The following is an 18,220-nucleotide window of genomic DNA, read 5'->3' as shown; positions in this document are numbered from 1 at the left end:
CGCGCCGGCGGTGACCCCAGCGACCACCCACCCGAGGTGAGCCGACAACAGTCCCCGCCCCGCGGGTGGAAGCGCCTCACGTCGGCCGAACGCTTCTGCACAAGGAGAATCAGCGGCCCGGCAGCTTGCCCAGCAACCGAAGCCCCACCGTCATCCCCCGGGCCCAGACCTTCCCCGGCACCACCCGCGGCGGCCGCAGCCGGATGCCGCGCTGCACGGCGATCGACTGCGCCTCCGTGTACTTCAGCAGCCCTTCCTTGCCATTGCGCCGCCCGAAGCCGCTTTCCTTCATGCCTCCCATGGGCAGCCCGACGGTCCCGAAAGTGGCGGCGTAGCCCTCGTTCACGTTGACCGTCCCGGCCTTCAACCGGGACGCCACCGCCCATCCCGCCGCCGCGCTGCCGGACCACACGCTCGCGTTCAGGCCGTACTCGGTGTCGTTCGCGCGCTCGATCGCCTCGTCCAGGTCCGTGTAGCCGTAGATCGACACCACCGGGCCGAACGTCTCCTCCCGGAACAGCGCCACGTCCTCGGTCACGTCCGTCAGCACCGTCGGCTCGTAGAACAGCGGCCCCAGATCGGGGCGGGCCCGGCCGCCGGTGAGGATCGTCGCCCCCTTGGCGCGCGCGTCCTCCACGTGGGCGCTCACCTCCGCCAGCTGGGCGGCGCTCGTCAGCGAACCCATGTCCGCGCCGAACCCGAGCTCGGCGCCCAGCTTCAACGCCTTCGTCCGCGCCACGAACGCTTGGGTGAACTCCGCGCGGATGTTCTCGTGCACGTAGATCCGCTCCACCGACACGCACAACTGCCCCGCCGAGGAGAAGCACGCCGAGACGGCGCCCGCCGCGGCCTTGGCGACGTTCGCGTCCGGCAGGACGATCATCGGGTTCTTGCCGCCCAGCTCCAGCGAGTAGCCGGTGAGCCGCTTCGCGACCTTCTCCGCCAGCGCCTTGCCCGTCGGCGTCGACCCGGTGAAGCACAGGTAGTCCGACTCCTCGACGAGCGCGTCGCCGATGCGCGAGCCCCGCCCCAGCACGATCCGCCACACGCCCGACGGCAGCCCGGCCTCCTCGGCCAGCTCGTGCAGCCACAGCGCGGACAACGCGGTCTGGTTGTCCGGCTTCTGCACGACCGCGTTCCCGGCGGCGAGCGCGGGCAGCACGTCCATGGCGGTCAGCGCGAGCGGGTAGTTCCACGGCGAGATGACCCCGACGACGCCCTTGGGGTGCCGGATCTCGCCCGCCTTCGTCGCGACCGGGATGACCCCGGCGGCGCGCCGGGCGGCGAGGAACTTCGCGCTGTGCTTGCCGTAGTAGCCCGCGACCAGCGCCGTCGCGCTGACCTCGTCGAACGCGTCGATGCGTGCCTTGCCCGCCTCCAGCTGCACCAGGTTCAGGATCTCCGCCTGGCGGCCGAGGATCAGGTCCCCGAGCCGCTTCAGCACGCGCTGCCGCTCGGTCGCCGGACGGGCGGCCCAGGCGCGCTGCGCCTTGCGGGCCTCGGCGAACACCGCACGCACGTCGGCGTCGGTGGCCTGCGGCAGGGTCGCGGTCGGCAGCCCGGTGAACGGGGCGGTGATCTCGACCGGGGCGGAGTCCTGACCGCCTTCGGCGCGGCGGGCGAGCTGGGCGGCCCGGGCGGCGGTGGGCGCACCGACGATGCCGCCGACGGTGTTCGGCCCCGTCGAAGCCTCGCCCGTGCTCGCGGTGGTGCTGGTCATCGGCCCTCCTGGCACTGGTCGGCAACGTTACCGGCGAGTACAGCATACCGCCGGTATGGCGGCACACCCTTTCCGTTCGCGAACGTCACATTCGGAGATCCACACGTCTCAAGAGTGAGCGGCCGGCCCGGGCGAGGGCCGGGCCGGCCACTCACTCCCCGGCGCCCACCCCTGATCGCGGTGCAGGGCCGGTACGCGGGACCCGTTCCGCCGGGGGCGGGCATGTGGCCGGCGCCGCCCCCGCGGGGGCGGCAGGCGCTTGCTGCGCCCGCGGCCTGTTTCGCCTGGTGCCGGCAGGCTGCCCATCTCGGAGGTCCGTTCCGTGGAGATTCGGCGTCGCCCGGCGCGACCGCTCGCCTTCAGTCAGCCTCCGTGTCGCCCCGGTAGGCGGCCACCGCGAGTCGCTTCCACTCCTCCAGTAGTTGCTTTCGCCGTGCGGGTGCGCCGCCCAGTTCGGCGTCCAGCGCCAGTCCTCGCGTGAAGTTCACCGTCAGCCAGAACAGCGTTTCCACGCGTTCCCGGGGCAGGTCCGGCGCGAGGTTCCGGATCTGCGTCAGCGTCTCCCGGCCCAGCGCCCGGTCGACCGGCCGGATCGCCGCCCGCAGGACGGGGTCCGTGCGCGCCGCGATCCACAGTTCCGTCGCCGCCGCGGCGAGCGTGCCCGAGTAACCCGCCCACAGCAGGTCGATCGCCGCCGGGATGGCCTCCTCGCCGCTCGGCAGGTCCGCGAACGACTCCGACAGCGCCTCCGTCCGCCGGGCCGTGAGATGCGCCACAGCGGCCGCCATCAGCTCGGCCTTGTCCGCGAAATGGTGCTGCGCTGCGCCTTTCGAGACCCCCGCCCTGGCGCAGATCTCCTGCACCGACGTGCGCGCATACCCCAGCTCGACCAGGCACTCGATGGTCGCGTCGAGCAGGGCCGTCCGGGTCTGCTCCCGGCGCTGCGCCTGTGTGCGGTGCCCCCGCGCGGTCACGTCGCCTCCTTTACCGGCGCTCCCGCCGGATGTACATTCCACCTGGAACTTACATTCCGTCCGTAATGTTTTCCACTGCTGGAGGTCACCGATGCCGTTGCCCGCACCGAAGAGTTCCTGGGCGCAGGACCTGGGCGAGTTCCGCGAACTGGCCCGCTCGTTCTGCCAGAAGGAGCTCGTGCCGCACCAGGAGCGGTGGAACCAGCAGAAGTCCGTCGACCGCGAGCTGTGGACGAAGGCCGGCGAGGTCGGGCTGCTCGCCATCTCGATCCCCGAGGAGTACGGCGGCGGTGGCGGCACCTTCGCGCACGAAGCCGTGCTCTACGAGGAGCAGGCCCGCAGCGGGGACGGCTCGTGGGGCGTGTCCGTGCACAACGGCATCGTGGCGCACTACCTGCTCAACTACGCCACCGAAGAGAAGAAGAAGGAGTGGCTGCCCAAGCTCGCCAGCGGCGAGTGGGTCGGCGCGATCGGGATGACCGAGCCGGGCACCGGCTCCGACCTGCAGGGCATCAAGACCCGCGCGGTGCGCGAGGGCGACGAGTACGTCATCAACGGCGCCAAGACCTTCATCAGCAACGGCGGCATGGCCGACGTGGTCGTGCTGGCCTGCAAGACCGATCCGGACGCCGGCGCGGCCGGGGTGTCGCTGATCGTCGTCGAGACCGACCGGCCGGGCTTCCGCCGCGGCCGCGTGCTGGACAAGGTCGGCCTCAAGGGCCAGGACACCGCCGAGCTGTTCTTCGACGACGTGCGCGTGCCCGCGGCGAACCTGCTCGGCGAGGAGGGCCAGGGCTTCATCCAGATGATGCAGCAGCTCCCGCAGGAGCGGCTGATCATCGCGGTCACGGCGGTGGCAGGCATGGAGGCCGCGATCGACCTCACCATCGAGTACACCAAGGGCCGCACCGCGTTCGGCCGCCCGGTCTACAACTTCCAGAACAGCAAGTTCAAGCTCGCCGACGCGGCCACCGAGGCGGTCGTCGCGCGCGCGTTCCTCGACCAGTGCGTCGAACGGCACCTCAAGGGCGAGCTGGACGTCCAGGGCGCGGCGATGGTCAAGCTGTGGACCACCGAGCGCGCCAACAAGGTCGTCGACGACTGCGTCCAGCTGCACGGCGGCTACGGCTACATGACCGAGTACCCGATCGCCCGCGCGTGGACGGATCTGCGCATCTCCCGCATCTTCGGCGGGACCAGCGAGATCATGCGCGAAGTCATCTCGCGGACGCTGTGATGGCGGGACCACTCGCCGGGCTGAAGGTCGTCGAACTCGCCGGCCTGGCCCCGGCGCCGTTCGCGGGCACGCTGCTGGCCGACCTCGGTGCCGACGTGGTGCGGGTCGACCGGGCCAAGCCGGGCGCGGACGTCCTCGGCGTGCCCGGCGACCCGCTCACGCGCGGGCGCCGGACCATCGGCGTGGACACCAAGACCCCCGACGGCGTCGAGGTCGTGCTGCGGCTCGCGGAGCGGGCCGACGTGTTCATCGAGGGCTTCCGCCCGGGCGTGGCCGAGCGCATGGGTCTGGGGCCCGAGCACGTGCAGGGGCGCAACCCGCGGATCGTCTACGGCCGGGTGACCGGGTGGGGCCAGGACGGGCCGCTGGCGTCGGCGGCCGGGCACGACATCAACTACCTCAGCGTCGCGGGCGCGCTCGAACCGATCGGGCGCGCGGGGGAGCGGCCGGTGCCGCCGCTCAACCTCGTGGGTGACTTCGCCGGCGGCGGGATGCTGCTGGCGTTCGGCATCCTCGCCGCGCTGCACGAGCGGACCACCTCGGGGCGCGGGCAGGTCGTGGACGCGGCGATGGTCGACGGCGCGGCGTTGCTGATGACGCAGCTGTTCGGGATGCGGTCGGCCGGGATGTGGCCGAACGAGCGGGGTGGCAACGTCCTCGACGGGGGCGCGCCGTTCTACGACACGTACGAGACCGCGGACGGCAAGTACGTCGCGGTCGGGGCGATCGAGATGCGGTTCTGGGGCGATCTGGTGCAGGTGCTCGAACTGGACCCGGCGGAGCTGCCGGTGCACCTGGACTGGAACCAGTGGCCGCGGCTGCGCGAGATCCTGGCGGCGGCGATCGGCAAGTACACCCGCGACGAGCTGGTGGCGCGGGCGGAGGGCACGGACGCCTGCCTGACGCCGGTGCTCAGCCCGTGGGAGGCGGCCGCGCACCCGCACAACGCGGCGCGCGGCACGTTCGTCGAGATCGGTGGCGTGGTGCAGCCCGCCCCGGCGCCGCGGTTCGACCGCACCCCGCCCGCCACCCCGGAACCACCGCACGAAAAGGGGGCGGACACCGAGGATGTCCTGGCCGAACTCGGGTATGACACCGACGGTGTCGCGGCGCTGCGGCAGGCGGGGGTGATCGCCTCCTGACGCGCGTGCGACAGATCGTTTAGAGTGGTCACACGTCCCGGCTGGGCACGCAGCGTCACAACGCCCAGCCATCCGTGTGAAGGGGTGTCGAAAACGTCCCGGTGACGGCAGGATTGCCGTTGATCGGGGGGAACCAGGCCCGCGGGTCCAGTGCAGCGAGGGGAACACGGCCATGTCGGCGAACACCAAGAAGATCGTCATCGTGGCCGTCGTCGCGCTCGTGTTGTTCTTCCTGATCACCCGTCCCACCGAGTCCGCCGAGGTGGTGCGCAGCGCGCTGGGCTGGCTCCGGGACGGTGCCGAAGCCATCGTGACCTTCGTCCGCAGCCTCTTCTCCTGACCCCATCCGGCCACGGCCGGCACCGCCTCGCCGCGGTGCCGGCCGTGGCCGTGCGCGTTCCGCGGACAACTACGCAAAGTCATCAATCCTGGCATCAGAGGGGCACTGTTCGACCATCCGGGTGGATTGCCGTGATTAACGCGCTGGTCGCCGAATTCCTTGCCCGGAACCTCTGGCGCGACGGCCCGAATTCCCCCTACGGTGCTCACATTGCGTGACCGGCCGGTTCTCACCGGCGAAACGGTCGATCGCTTCGATCATCGCCGTTCGATGGTGGCTTTCAGTTGGGGCACAAGGAGGCAGGGATGACCGGAGATCCCGGGGTGGATGCGGTGATTGCCCAGTGGGCGTCCGAGCTTGAGCGCACGCCCGAGGAGATGGAGGCCGACCGGATCGCCTCCGCCTGGCTCGCCGAACTGCCGCAGCAACCACCAGGGATCCCCGGCCAGCGCGCCCGCACCGGCACCCGCACGTGGAAGCCGGTCGAGTCGGCCGACCCGGACTACCTGGACGCGATGCAGGAACGGCTGCCCGATGTGCCGGTCGACCTGCTCGTCGCGGCCGCCGGCTGGTGGCAGATGGTCGGCGACATCGAGGAGGCCAAGGCCTGGTGGGACGCCGGCATCAGCCCGCTCGACCAGCGCGCCCTGGACTACCGGTCCGCCGGCCTCACCCCGTCCGACCTGTCCCGTCGTCTCGGCCCGATGACGGTCCTGCAGCACCTGCGCCGCGGCAGCGCCCCGGCCTGGTGCGTCGCCCGGCTCGCCCGCCAGCGCGCCAGCTGACCGTCGTGGCCGCGTAACGTCAGGAAACGCGGCCTCGTTGGTCAGGTGAGGCTTTAGCGCTCGCTTGACACCGGCGCACCTATCGTCGGCGCGCGAAGCGTGCGGGCGACAGGTGGGAGGCAAGGTTCTTGGACACGGAGCAGATCGAGCACGACCCTGCGGACGTGTCCACCGGTGACGATCCCGCGGCCCGGCCCGCCCGGGCCGCGCCCGCGATGCTCGGCAGGCTCGCGGTCGTGGTGCTGGTGCTGGCCGCGGCCGTCGGCGGGATCTGGACGACCAGCGCGGTCACCCGTCCCGGCCGCACCGAGACCACCACCGAGATCCCCGACCTGGCCAACGCCGCGGCGCAGGTCGAACCCGGTTCGGCCGCCCCGGTGAGCGTGACCGTCGAGGGCACGCCCGCCGCGCAGACCCAGCCGCAGCAACAACCCCAGCAGCAACAGCAGTCCGGCGGCGGGGACCTGCTCTCGCGGTGGGCGGCCCAGGTCGCCGACGTCACCGGCATCCCGGCCCGCGCGCTCGTCGCCTACGGCAACGCCGAGCTGGAGATGCGGGCCACGCAGCCGAAGTGCCGGCTGTCCTGGGCCACGCTCGCCGGCATCGGCCGGGTCGAGTCCAACCACGGCCAGTACGGCGGCGCGGTGCTGCAGGCCAACGGGCTGCCGTCGAAGGCGATCGTCGGCGTCCCGCTGGACGGCTCGCCCGGCATCAAGGCGATCGGCGACAGCGACGGCGGCCGGTTCGACGGCGATCCGGTGTACGACCGGGCGGTCGGGCCGATGCAGTTCCTGCCCAGCACGTGGGCCCGCTACGGCGGCGGCTACAACCCGCAGCAGATCGACGCCGCCGCGCTCGCCGCCGCCAAGTACCTGTGCGTCGGCAGCCGCGACATGGCCAGCGCGAACGGCTGGTGGTCGGGGATCCTGTCGTACAACAACTCGGTCGACTACGCGCAGAAGGTGTTCGGCCTGGCCGACGCCTACGCCAAGGCCGCCCAGGTCGTCAAGGTCTCCTGACCCGCGGGTGCTAGCGTCGTGGTGTGCCCACGGGTCTGTTCACGCCGCGCCGGATCGCGATCGGCGTCCTGTGCGTCGCCGCGTTCGCGGTGTGCTGCGGGCTGGCCTGGTGGCAGTGGAACCGGTTCGAATCGGCGAGCGGCTCGTTCCAGAACCTCGGTTACGTGCTGCAGTGGCCGCTGTTCGGGGTGTTCCCGGCGTTCCTGGTGTGGCGGATCTGGAAGCTGCGCCGCGAGGCGGCCGACGAGGACGCCCGGCCGGAGGAGTCGCGTGCCGAGTGGGGCCACCAGCCGGTGCGCGAGGTGCCGGCGCCCCGGGTGCGGCGGCAGCTCCCGGCCGAGGACGAGGACCCCGAGCTCGCCGCCTACAACCGCTACCTGGCCGAGCTGCACGCCCGCGACCAGCGCGAGAGTTAGAAAGGCAGACCTGATGGTGGACACGGACGAACGCGAAGGCGCCCCGGCCGCGAAGGCCGCGCCGGCCCTGCGGGGACCGCTGCTGCGCTACCGCGTGCTGGCCTACGCCACCGGTATCGCGCTGCTGCTGCTCACGGCGGCTTTCATCCTCAAGTACGCGTTCGACTCGCCGGGGATGATGAGCTGGGCCGGTGTCAGCCACGGCATCTTCTACATGGTCTACCTGGTGTTCGCGGTCGACCTGGCGCTCAAGGCGCGGTGGTCGATCAAGGGCACGATCCTGGTGCTGCTCGCGGGCACCATCCCGTTCCTGTCGTTCGTCGCGGAGCGGTCGGTCACGCACCGCGTCCAGGCGGGGCGCAAGCTCTGAGCGAGTAGGGCACCACGGTCGACCCGCGCAGGGTGTCCGCGTCCAGCGTCGCCGGGGTGAAGCCGTCCAGGTGGGCGATCATCGTCCCCACCGGGTCGGCCACCTCGTCCACGCGGCCGGACAGGAACGCCCACTCGTGCTCGTCGCTGCCGTAGTACACCGGCGTGGCGAACACCTCGGTGAACCGGGCCCAGGCGATCCGCAGCGTCTCGTTGCGCCACAGCGTCGGGCAGCCGCCCTGGCAGCAGACCACCCCGCCGGGCGCGAGCAACCCGGCGCACCGCCGCAGGAAGTCCGCGCCGTAGAGCCGGTTGTGCTGGGCCCGCGGATCGGTGTTCTCGTCCGGCAGGTCGATCACCACCAGGTCGTACCCGCCCGGCGACGACTCCACGAACGAGAACCCGTCGGCGTAGTGCACCCGCACCGGCCCCTCGCCGCGCTCGGCGGCCTCCAGCTCCTCGGCCGTGTAGCCGTAGGGGAGCAGCGAAGCGCACGTACGCACGGCCACCCGGTCGATGTCGACGTGGTCGACCTGCGACGCGCCGAACGCCACCGCCAGCTGGCTCGCCACGCCCTCGCTCGACCCGATGATCAGCACCCTGCGCAACCGCTCGGCCAGCAGCATCGCCGGCACCATCAGCGCCTCGTGGTAGACGAGCTGGCTCGCCTCGGTGCTCTGCCGCTCGTCGTCGCAGAACAGCGACACGCCCTGGGCCGTCCGGCCGATCAGCAGCCGCTGGAACCCGGTGTGCTCGTCGAACAGCACCTCCGGCACGTCCCACACCCGCGACAACCCGGCTCCCAGGGGCTCAACGATCTGCCGCGACATGCTTCTCCCCGCGCTCGACGACCGACATCTCCACCTCGGCGGTGCCCAAAGCGGCGGCCAGCAGGCGCACCGCGAGCACCGGATCCGCCTGGTCCCCGCACGTGAACACGTCCGCGAACACCGCCCCGATCTCCGGGTAGGTGTGCACCGAAGCGTGCGACTCGGCCAGCAGCGCCAGCACCGTCACGCCCTGCGGCTCGAACCGGTGGCCGACCACCTCGCGGACCGTCGCCCCGGCTTCGGTCACCGCGGTCCGCAGCGCGTCGCGCAGGAACGCCGGATCGTCCAGCAGGCCCGGGTCGATGCCGCGCAGCTCGGCCAGGACGTGCCGTCCGGCGAACGCGCCGATCTCACGTGCCATCGGCGAGGGTGCCTCCTTCCAGGCAGTAGGTGCGCAGGGGCGGGATCCCGTTGAACGCCACCGACGAGTAGCTCGCCGTGTAGGCGCCGGCGTCGAGGATGTCGAGCCGGTCCCCGGCGCGCAGCGACAGCGGCAGCTCGTAGGGAGTCCGTTGGTACAGCACGTCGTCACCGTCGCACGTCGGCCCGGCCAGCACGACGGGACCCCGCTCACCGTGCGAGTCCAGCGGCTCCAGCCGGTAGGGGATGGCCTCGTTCTCGGTCTCGGCCAGGCCGTTGTACCGGCCGATGTCGAGGTAGACCCACCGCCGCCCGAACCGGGTGGACACCAGCACGACTTCGGTGCGGATCAGCCCGGCCTCGGCGACCACGGCCCGGCCCGGTTCGAGCAGCAGCTCCGGCTCGTCGGGGAAGTACGCCGCCACCGCGGCCCGGATCGTGCGGGCGTAGGCGGCGAGCGACGGCACGGCCTGCCGGTAGGTGATGCCGAAACCGCCACCGAGGTTCAGGCGCCGCAGCCGCACCCCGCGCGCGGCGCAGTCGGCGAAGATCTTCGCGGCCGCGGCGATCCCGGCCTCCCACGCCTGCGGTTCCGGCTGCTGCGAGCCGACGTGGAAGGCGATCCCGGCCGCGTCCAGGCCCAGCCGGTCCGCCTCCACCAGCAGGTCGGCCGCGCGGCCCGGCTCGCAGCCGAACTTCTGCCCGAACGGCGTCGCCGACGCCGGGCCGTCCACCAGGATCCGCACCGACACCGACGCGCCCGGTGCGTGCGCGGCCAAGGCGGCCAGGTCGCCCTCGGCGTCGGTGGTGAAGTCCCGCACCCCGCGCGACCAGGCGAACGCGATGTCGGCCGGCTTCTTGATCGTGTTCCCGTAGGACAGGGCCGCGGGCTCGGCGCCGGCCGCTAGGCACGCCTCGATCTCGGCCGGGCTCGCCACGTCGAACCCGCCGCCCGCGCCCAGCACGGCCCGCAGCACCGCCGGCTCCGGGTTCGCCTTCACCGCATAACACAGACGGGCGTGCGGGAACTCGCCGAGGAGCTCCCGCACGCGCGTGGCGACCGCGTCGGTGTCCACGACCAGGCACGGCGTCGGCACGTCGTGCGCGGCCAGGAAGCGCCGGATCCGGCCGAGGCTTCGGGGTGTCACCCCCGAAGCGTCTCAGGAGCCGATGCCGGTCAGCGAACGGACCTCCATCTCGGCGTGCTTGCGCGGGTCGGCCTTGTCCTTGGCGAGGATCGTGCCGAGGAAGCCGCACAGGAACGAGAACGGGATCGACACCAGCCCCGGGTTCTTCAGCGGGAACCAGTGGAAGTCCACGCCCTTGATGATCGAGTCCGGCGAACCGGACACCACCGGCGAGAAGATCACCAGCACCAGGCAGGCGCCCAGGCCGCCGTAGATGGCCCACAGCGTGCCCGTGGTGTTGAACCGCTTCCAGAACAGCGAGTACAGCAGCGTCGACAGGTTCGCCGAGGCCGCGACCGCGAACGCCAGCGCGACCAGGAACGCGATGTTCTGCCCGTTGGCGAGGATGCCGCCGAGGATCGCCAGCACCCCGATCACGATCGCGGTGAGCCGCGCCACCCGCACCTCGTCGACCGGGTCGGCGTGGCCGCGCTTGAAGATGTTGGCGTACACGTCGTGGGCGAAGGATGCCGACGCGGTCAGCGTCAGGCCGGCCACGACCGCCAGGATCGTCGCGAACGCCACCGCGGCGATGATGCCCAGCAGCAGGGTGCCGCCGATGTGCAGGGCCAGCAGCGGCGCCGCGGAGTTCTCGCCGCCGGGCGCGGCCTTGATCGCGTCGGTGCCGACCAGCGCGGCCGCGCCGAAGCCGATGACCAGGGTGCACAGGTAGAACACGAACATGCAGGCGGTGGCCCACACGACCGAGCGGCGCGCCTCCTGCGAGTTCGGCACGGTGTAGAAGCGCATCAGCACGTGCGGCAGGGCGGCCGCGCCCAGGATCAGCGCGATGGCCAGCGACACGAAGTCCAGCTTCGTGGTGCCGTTCGCGCCGTACTGGCCGCCCGGCTCGAGCAGCTTGTCGCCCATCGGGCTGTGGTAGGCGGCCTGGGAGAGCAGGTTCGACAGGCTGAAGCCGAACTTGCCGAACAGGAACACGGTCATCAGCACCGCGGACAGGATCAGGATGCCGGCCTTGATGATCTGGACGTAGGTGGTGCCCTTCATGCCGCCGACCAGCACGTACAGCACCATGACGATGCCCACCACGCCGATGATCAGGGCCTGGCCGAAGCCGCCGTGGATGTCCAGCAGCAGCGCGATCAGGCCACCGGCGCCGGCCATCTGGGCCAGCATGTAGAACAGCGAGATCACCAGGGTCGACGTCGCGGCGGCGGCGCGCACCGGGCGCTGCTTCATCCGGAAGCTCAGCACGTCGCCCATGGTGAAGCGGCCGGTGTTGCGCAGCAGCTCCGCGATGAGCAGCAGGTCCACCAGCCAGGCGACCAGGAAGCCGATCGAGTAGAGGAACCCGTCGTAGCCGTGCACGGCGATCGCGCCGGCGATGCCGAGGAACGACGCGGCCGACAGGAAGTCGCCGGAGAGCGCGATGCCGTTCTGCCGCCCGGTGAACGCGCTGCCCGCGGCGTAGTAGTCGGAGCGGGAGGAGTTCCGGCTGCTCACGCGGTACACCACGAACAGCGTGATGGCGACGAACAACGCGAAGACGGCGATGTTGAGGACCGGGTTGCTGGCCGCGGTCGCGGTGCCCGCGGCGAGAAGGTGGGTCATCGGGTTACTGCACTCCTGCCTGCTGGCGGACCTCGTCCACGGCGGGGTCGATGCGGCGCCGGGCGAACCGCAGGTACGCGGCCGTGATCAGGGCGGTCGAGACGAACTGCAGGATCCCCAGCACGATCGCGACGTTGACCTCGCCGAAGACCTTGATGCTCATGAAGTCGTGCGCGTACGCGGCGAGCAGCACGTAGACCAGGTACCAGAGCACGAACGCCAGGCTCATCGGGAACACGAACCGCCGGAACCGCCCCCGCAGCTCGCCGAACTCGGGGCTGCGCTGGATCGCGACGAAGTCGGGACCGGCCGGACGCCGCGGCGCGGGCGGCGGTTGCTCGCTGGGGTTGCCGAACAGCGGCCGCATCTGCCCCGTGTCTTCCCCGGGGCGCGTCGCGGCGGTGGGGGCGACGTTCTGCATCTCTGCCTCCCGGCAAGCGAGCGAAGTCGGTGAAACTCTTTCAGTGGGCGCACATGCTAACTACGCCGACCTGGGCCTCCGACATCGGAGGACCTCTTCAGAGTGAAGCGGGCCTGGGCCACCCGGACGGGTTAATCCGCTGATCGGGCGAAAGGCGGGCGGGATTCCGCCGAAGCACGTAACCGGCAGTGAGGTGACGCGGGGTGCCGTCCCTGGAAGGGGTGAGGCGCGCGATACCGCGTAACACCGCGGCGGTGGTGAAAAAGCGCTGGCCAGACGTGGTGACCGGGCAGAAATCCACATCACAGCGAAAGCCACAAGATCGGGGGGTATTCGGCTCGCCGGACACGGGGCGTCCGCACGGTCGGTGTGGATTTTCCGCTTCGTCCCAGTCAGCTCTGGGCTAAGTGGGTGACAGGTCCACGGTGTGGGTGTGCCCTGCGGTAACCGGAAACCGCGCTTCTGGCGCCCTGACAAGGCATTTCGCGTAAACCCCTGGTCACCAGCGGTATTTCCGCAGGTCAGCACCGCCAGGTTCGGCGGGCTTCGGTGGGGCCCGTTTGGTGTACGCTTCCTGGGCCACGCTGACTCGCTGTGACCGAGCGTAAACCGGTGTTGTGCGCCGCATCGTGCACACCGCATGATGCACCGGCAACGGCGCCGGGCCGGTCCGGCGGGACGGCGGGCGGCCGGGACAGCGCCGTCGGCTGGGGCTGCAAGAGAAGCGACGAGTTCCACCCGTGATGAGGAGAGCCATGCGGTTGAGGTCACGCGGTGCCGCCGCCGTGCGCTCCGGCACGGGTCCGGCCCACCACGCACAGCAGACGCCGGACAGGGAGTCACCTTCGTGACCGTTGCAGGACAGGGCCAAGTGCCTGTGGGACAGCTCCTCGGCCAGCAACCGGAGGAGCCGTCGAAGTGGGCCACGCTCACGCGCTGGCGGGACTGGCGGCTGTCCGCCAAGCTCGCCGCCGTGTCCCTGGTGCCCATCGTGGTCGCCCTGGTGCTGGGCGGGATCACCATCGGCAACCAGGTCGAGCGCTCCGGCAACTACGAGCGGATGAACCGGCTGGTCGAGCTGAACGGCGCGGTCCGCACGCTGGTCGACGCCCTGCAACAGGAGCGCACCGAGACCGCGGCGCTGCTCACCCAGGGCACCGTCGGCAGTTCCCCGCGGCTGGACGCCGCCCGGCAGCTGGTGGACAGCGCGACCGGCCCGCTCGCCGGCGCCACCGGGCACGCCGCGGACGCCGACGACGGCATCCGCGCGCCCGGCGAGGCCGCCGCGGCCGCCGTCGGCCGTCTGCCCGAGGTGCGCCGCCAGGTCGCCGAGGGCCGCCTCGACGCGGTGCCGGCGCTGGCCGCCTACAGCGAGATGACCGAGTCGCTGATCGGCCTGGACACCTCGCTGGTCGCCGGCATCGGCGACGACGCCATCGGCGGCACGCCGAGCGCGCTGCACGACGTGCTGGTGGTGAAGGAAGAGGCGTCCATCGCCCAGTCGCTGCTCGGCTACGGCATCGCGCGCGGCAACCTCACCCCGAGCCAGCTCAACGACCTGCGCACGGCCGAGCTGCGGCTGACCGACCGGCTCGTCGACTTCCGCGCCGCGGCCGGCTCCGCGCAGGAGGCGTTGTTCGACCGCACGGTGATGGGCCAGGACTTCAACACCCGCAGCCGCCTGGTCAACGGCGTGCTCGCGGCCGAGGGCGCCTCCGTGCCGAGCGCATTGCGCGGCATCTCGGCCCAGCAGTGGACCGCGGTGTCGGCGTCGGTGATCGCCGCGTTGAACACCGTCAGCGACAGCCTGGGCGACGAGCTCACCGCGACCTCCGCGGACCTCGCGGACAGCGCGGGCACCGACGCCGGCCTGCTCGCGGTGCTGCTGTTCCTCGCGCTCGTGGTCACCGCCGCGGTCGTCATCCTCATCACCCGCCAGCTGCTGCACTCGCTGCGCGTGCTGCGGGCCGGCGCCCTGGACGTCGCCGACCGGCAGCTGCCTGCCGCGGTGCGCAACATCCAGGAGGGCCGCGAGCAGACCACCGATGTGCAGCCGGTGCCGGTCGGCACGAAGGACGAGATCGGCGAGGTGGCCAAGGCGTTCGACGCGGTGCACAGCCAGGCGCTGCGGCTCGCGGTCGAGCAGGCCAACATGCGCACCGGCTACAGCAGCGTGTTCGTCAACCTCTCGCGCCGCAGCCAGAGCCTCGTGCAGCGGCAGCTGCAGCTGATCGAGCGGCTGGAGCGGGACGAGGAGGACGCCGACCAGCTCGCGACGCTGTTCCAGCTGGACCACCTGGCGACCCGCATGCGGCGCAACAACGAGAACCTGATGGTGCTCTCCGGCGCCGAGCCGGGCCGCCGCTCCGGCCAGCCGGTCACCACCTCCGACGTGCTGCGCGCCGCGGTGTCGGAGATCGAGCAGTACCAGCGGGTCGTGGTGCAGACCCCGCCGGACGCGCGCATCGTCGGGTTCGCCGCGAGCGACCTGATGCGCCTGGTCGCCGAGCTGCTGGACAACGCGACCGCGTTCTCCGCGCCGGAGACCCACGTGACGGTCACGACCCGCGCGAACGACCAGGGCGGCCTGGTCATCGACATCATCGACCAGGGCATCGGGATGAACGAGGCCGAGGTCGCCGAGGCCAACGCCCGGCTGACCGAGGCGGGCACGGTCGACCTCGCGACCTCGCGCCGGATGGGCCTGTTCGTGGTCGGCCGCCTCGCCGGGCGGCACAACATCGGGGTGGTCCTGCACGGGGGCAAGGACATCGCCGGGGTGCGGGCGACCGTCACCGTGCCCGCGGACCTGGTCATGGACCTGCCCGCGCCGGCCCCGGCCCAGCCGGACCCGTCGGCCGCGCCGCCGCGGCGGCGCACGGTCAACGGTGCGGGGCGGCCGGAGGCGCTGGCGAGTTTCGGTCAGGCGCCGACGCCCGGGGATGGTGCGAACGCCCCGTCGTGGGCGCAGAACGGGCACTCCGGGGTGCTGCCGCCGCGGCCGCCGTCGGACCTGGAGATCTCCGGGACCGCGTTGTTCACGCCGATCCCCGCGGAGGGTGCGGAGCCGTCGCCCGCGCCCGAGGCGCCTGCCGAGCCGGAGCCGACGCCGGCCTCGGATGAGCTGCCCAGCGGGAAGGCGTTGTTCGCGGCGAACAGCAGCCCGTTGTCGGAGTGGTGGAGCTCGGCGGCGAACGAGCCGAAGCCGGCCACGCCGCCGCCGTCGCGCCGCGAGACGACGCCGATCTTCGACGAGACCCTGTCGGCGTGGTTCCGCAGCGACGATCCGCCGGCGGCTGCGAAGGTGGCCTCGACGGCGGGTGAGTCCACTTCGGACGAGCCGGAGAGCGCCAAGGCGGCCAGCGGCTGGGACTTCGCGGTCGACGAGAACTGGCGCGCGGTCCAGGCGGCGTCCCAGGTGGAGCCGAAGACCTTCACCGACGCGGGCCTGCCGAAGCGCCGCCGCGGGGAGCAGCTGCTGCCCGGCAGTGCCGCCGCGGAGACCCCGGAGCCGAACCCGCAGCGGGAGATGCCGGTCCGCGACCCGGCCGACGTGCGGGGCCGGCTGAGCAGCTTCCAGCACGGCGTGAACCGCGCCCGCCACGCGAAGCGGGACCAGTCCGCGGAAGCCGCTGCGGGGCGGGAAAGCGCTACCAGCGCGGACGGAGACACTGCGACTACGCAGGGCAGCGCGGGTGCGGGCAGTGCCGCGCCGGGAGCTGCTGCTGCGGCGGGGACTGCTGCTGTGCCGGGATCCGCTGGGCAGGGGAGTGCCCCCGTGCCGGGCAGCGCCGCCGCGCAGGGGACTGGCGCAGTGCAGGAGGGTGCTGCCGCGCAGGAAGCTGCTGCGCAGGGGGATGCTGCTGCGAAGGCGAGCGCCGCGACGCAAGGGGTTAGCGCTGCGCAGGCGGGTGCCGCTGCGAAGGCGAGCGCCGCGGCGCAGGAAGGTGCCGCGGCGCAGCGGGAAAGCGCTGCCACTTCGGCGGAGGGCACCGCCGCCGGGACGGCGCAGCCGGAGACCGGCCTGCCGCGCCGCAAGCCGCGCCCGGGCGCGGAGGCGCCGCAGCTGGACAGCGGCCTCCCGCAGCGCGAGCCGAAGAGCACCGAGGCGACGGAGAGCGGACTACCCCGCCGCAAGCCGAAGGCCGGCGCGCAGGCGAAGGAAGCCGAAGGCGCCGAGGCCGCTCTCCCGAAGGCGAAGGATGCGGAAGGCTCGTCGAAGCCCACCGCCACGGACAGCGGCCTGCCACGCCGCCAACCGAAACCCGAGCCAAAGCCCGAGCCCACCGCCACGAACAAGGGCCCCGAGCTACCCCAGCGCGAACCGAAGCCGTCCGCGGAGCCTCAGCCGGAGCCCGGCCTGCCGCAGCGTCAGGCGAAGCCTGCGGCGGGCGCGGACGCTCAGCCGGAGCCCGATTTGCCGCAGCGCCAGCCGAAGTCTGCCGAGAGCGGCCTGGCGCAGCGCCCGTCGGCCGAGACGGCTGCTGCTGCCGGGGCGGAGCCCGGCTTGCCGCAGCGGCAGCCGAAGTCTGCCGAGAGCGGCCTGCCGCAGCGCAAGGCGAAGCCTGCCGAGAGCGGCCTGGCGCAGCGCCCGCCGGCCGAGACGGCTGCTGCTGCCGGGGCGGAGCCCGGCCTGCCGCAGCGGCAGCCGAAGTCTGCCGAGAGCGGCCTGCCGCAGCGCAAGGCGAAGTCTGCCGAGAGCGGCCTGGCGCAGCGCCCGTCGGCCGAAACTGCCGCGGCCGCCGGGGCGGAGCCCGGCTTGCCTCAGCGCAAGGCGCAGCCTGCCGAGGGTGCCGAGGCTCAGCCGGAGTACGGCCTGCCCCAGCGGCAGCCGGCCTCGGGGCAGGCCGAGAACGGCCTGCCCCGGCGCCAGCCGCGGCCGGTGGAGGGCACCGGGCTGTTCCAGCGTCCGGGCACCGGCGAGGGCACCGGCCTCTTCCAGCGGCCCGAACGCGCCGGTGCCCAGCAGCCCGGACCCGCCGGCGACCTACAGCCCGGACCCGGCGGCGGCCAGCAGCCCGAACCCGCCCGCGCCCAGCAGTCCGGACCCGGCGGCGGCCAGCAGTCCGGATCCACCCCGGACCGCCAGCCGGCCGGAGCGGAGGGTGTCCCGGGTGGCGCCTGGTCGTTCGCCTCGGACGAGAGTTGGGCGGCGGTTCAGACCGTCTCCTCGTCGTCGCCGTCGAACTTCACCGCGGCGGGGCTGCCCAAGCGGCGCCGCGGTGAGCAGTTGCTGCCCGGCAGCGCCCTGTCCCCGGGGGCGCCCGCCCCGGCACCGCGGACACGCCGTGACCCGCAGGATGTGCGTGGCAGGCTGAGCAGTTTCCAGCAAGGTGTTCAGCGTGGAAGGCACCGGACCGCTCAGTCCGCCGACCCCGAACAAGGAACCATGGAGGGTGAATGACCACGCCGCAGCCACAGAACCAGTTCGGATGGCTGGTCAATGATTTCGCCGAGCGTGTGCCTGGCGTAGCGCACGCGGTGGTCGTTTCGGCCGACGGCCTGCTGCTGACCGCTTCGAACCGGTTGCCGCTCGACCGCGCCGACCAGCTCGCCGCGGTGGCCTCCGGGCTCGTCAGCCTGACCCAGGGCGCGGCGCGGTGCTTCGAAGCCGGTGCGGTCAACGAAACCGTCGTGGAGATGGAACTCGGGATCATGATCCTGATGTCCATCAGCGACGGCTCGTGCCTGGCGGTCCTGGCCGCCCCGAACTGCGACATCGGCCAGGTCGCCTACGAGATGACCATGCTGGTCGACCGGGTGGGCCAGATCCTCACCCCCGAACTGCGGGCTCAGCTGCAGGGAGCCGGTGGCCCCCTGATCGGTGAACCGGTGGGATGATGCCGAC

The 18,220-nt window shown here is 72.2% G+C and carries 16 protein-coding genes; 9 read left to right on the top strand and 7 right to left on the bottom strand.

Translation table 11 applies throughout. From position 1 onward, the window contains the following. Positions 1–109: 109 nt before the first annotated feature. On the bottom strand, positions 110–1,720 hold the full coding sequence (locus D0D15_RS07370; protein WP_094008284.1) for a succinic semialdehyde dehydrogenase: 1,611 nt from the start codon (positions 1,718–1,720) through the stop codon (positions 110–112). A gap of 359 nt (positions 1,721–2,079) precedes the next feature. Further along, positions 2,080–2,694: a TetR/AcrR family transcriptional regulator gene (locus tag D0D15_RS07365; RefSeq protein ID WP_094008283.1), complete on the bottom strand. Its 615-nt coding sequence runs from the start codon at positions 2,692–2,694 to the stop codon at positions 2,080–2,082. A 91-nt stretch (positions 2,695–2,785) separates the two neighbouring features. Between D0D15_RS07365 and D0D15_RS07360 the strand changes: the two genes are divergently transcribed. From D0D15_RS07360 to D0D15_RS07335, 7 genes are all read left to right on the top strand, one after another. After that, positions 2,786–3,931 (top strand): acyl-CoA dehydrogenase family protein, encoded by a 1,146-nt coding sequence (locus D0D15_RS07360; RefSeq protein ID WP_094008282.1) that lies wholly within the window; start codon positions 2,786–2,788, stop codon positions 3,929–3,931. After that, positions 3,931–5,073 (top strand): CaiB/BaiF CoA transferase family protein, encoded by a 1,143-nt coding sequence (locus D0D15_RS07355; RefSeq protein ID WP_167481464.1) that lies wholly within the window; start codon positions 3,931–3,933, stop codon positions 5,071–5,073. The genes D0D15_RS07360 and D0D15_RS07355 overlap by 1 nt, the downstream gene beginning before the upstream one ends. A 172-nt stretch (positions 5,074–5,245) precedes the next feature. Continuing rightward, a complete protein-coding gene (locus D0D15_RS36240; protein ID WP_020418820.1) occupies positions 5,246–5,413 on the top strand; it encodes a hypothetical protein in 168 nt (55 codons plus the stop codon). Between the two features lie 305 nt (positions 5,414–5,718). Then, complete coding sequence (locus D0D15_RS07350) at positions 5,719–6,198, top strand: transcriptional regulator (protein ID WP_094008280.1); 480 nt, start codon at positions 5,719–5,721, stop codon at positions 6,196–6,198. A 128-nt stretch (positions 6,199–6,326) separates the two neighbouring features. After that, a complete protein-coding gene (locus tag D0D15_RS07345; protein WP_094008279.1) occupies positions 6,327–7,217 on the top strand; it encodes a lysozyme family protein in 891 nt (296 codons plus the stop codon). A gap of 23 nt (positions 7,218–7,240) precedes the next feature. Next, the gene (locus D0D15_RS07340; protein WP_094008278.1) at positions 7,241–7,633 is read left to right on the top strand and encodes a hypothetical protein; all 393 of its coding nucleotides are present in this window, start codon (positions 7,241–7,243) and stop codon (positions 7,631–7,633) included. 13 nt (positions 7,634–7,646) lie between these two features. Further along, complete coding sequence (locus tag D0D15_RS07335; RefSeq protein ID WP_094008277.1) at positions 7,647–8,003, top strand: DUF3817 domain-containing protein; 357 nt, start codon at positions 7,647–7,649, stop codon at positions 8,001–8,003. Here the strand turns inward: D0D15_RS07335 and D0D15_RS07330 are convergent. Genes D0D15_RS07330 through D0D15_RS07310 form a run of 5 tightly spaced genes read right to left on the bottom strand, consistent with a single transcriptional unit; the run spans position 7,969 to position 12,372 of the window. Next, positions 7,969–8,832 carry a spermidine synthase gene (locus tag D0D15_RS07330; protein WP_094008276.1) on the bottom strand — a complete coding sequence of 288 codons (864 nt, stop codon included), beginning with the start codon at positions 8,830–8,832 and terminating at the stop codon, positions 7,969–7,971. The two genes, D0D15_RS07335 and D0D15_RS07330, sit on opposite strands and share 35 nt — an antisense overlap. Further along, positions 8,813–9,193, bottom strand: a complete 381-nt coding sequence (speD, locus tag D0D15_RS07325; protein ID WP_094008275.1) for an adenosylmethionine decarboxylase — start codon at positions 9,191–9,193, stop codon at positions 8,813–8,815. Before speD ends, D0D15_RS07330 begins: the two co-directional genes overlap by 20 nt. Continuing rightward, positions 9,183–10,340 (bottom strand): type III PLP-dependent enzyme, encoded by a 1,158-nt coding sequence (locus tag D0D15_RS07320; protein WP_094008274.1) that lies wholly within the window; start codon positions 10,338–10,340, stop codon positions 9,183–9,185. Before D0D15_RS07320 ends, speD begins: the two co-directional genes overlap by 11 nt. 12 nt (positions 10,341–10,352) lie before the next feature. After that, a complete protein-coding gene (locus D0D15_RS07315; RefSeq protein WP_094008273.1) occupies positions 10,353–11,951 on the bottom strand; it encodes a solute symporter family protein in 1,599 nt (532 codons plus the stop codon). A 4-nt stretch (positions 11,952–11,955) separates the two neighbouring features. After that, positions 11,956–12,372, bottom strand: a complete 417-nt coding sequence (locus D0D15_RS07310) for a DUF485 domain-containing protein (RefSeq protein ID WP_094008272.1) — start codon at positions 12,370–12,372, stop codon at positions 11,956–11,958. Between the two features lie 877 nt (positions 12,373–13,249). Between D0D15_RS07310 and D0D15_RS07305 the strand changes: the two genes are divergently transcribed. Next, positions 13,250–17,776, top strand: coding sequence for a nitrate- and nitrite sensing domain-containing protein (locus tag D0D15_RS07305; protein ID WP_115944324.1), 4,527 nt, complete (start codon positions 13,250–13,252; stop codon positions 17,774–17,776). Continuing rightward, positions 17,773–18,213, top strand: a complete 441-nt coding sequence (locus D0D15_RS07300) for a roadblock/LC7 domain-containing protein (protein ID WP_094008270.1) — start codon at positions 17,773–17,775, stop codon at positions 18,211–18,213. Before D0D15_RS07305 ends, D0D15_RS07300 begins: the two co-directional genes overlap by 4 nt. Positions 18,214–18,220: the final 7 nt, after the last annotated feature.

The organism is Amycolatopsis thermalba (genome assembly GCF_003385215.1).
In the GTDB taxonomy this organism is placed as follows: Bacteria; Actinomycetota; Actinomycetes; order Mycobacteriales; family Pseudonocardiaceae; genus Amycolatopsis_E; species Amycolatopsis_E thermalba.
The sequence above is the reverse complement of the archived record's forward strand: the minus strand, read 5'-3'. Positions and strand labels throughout refer to the sequence as shown.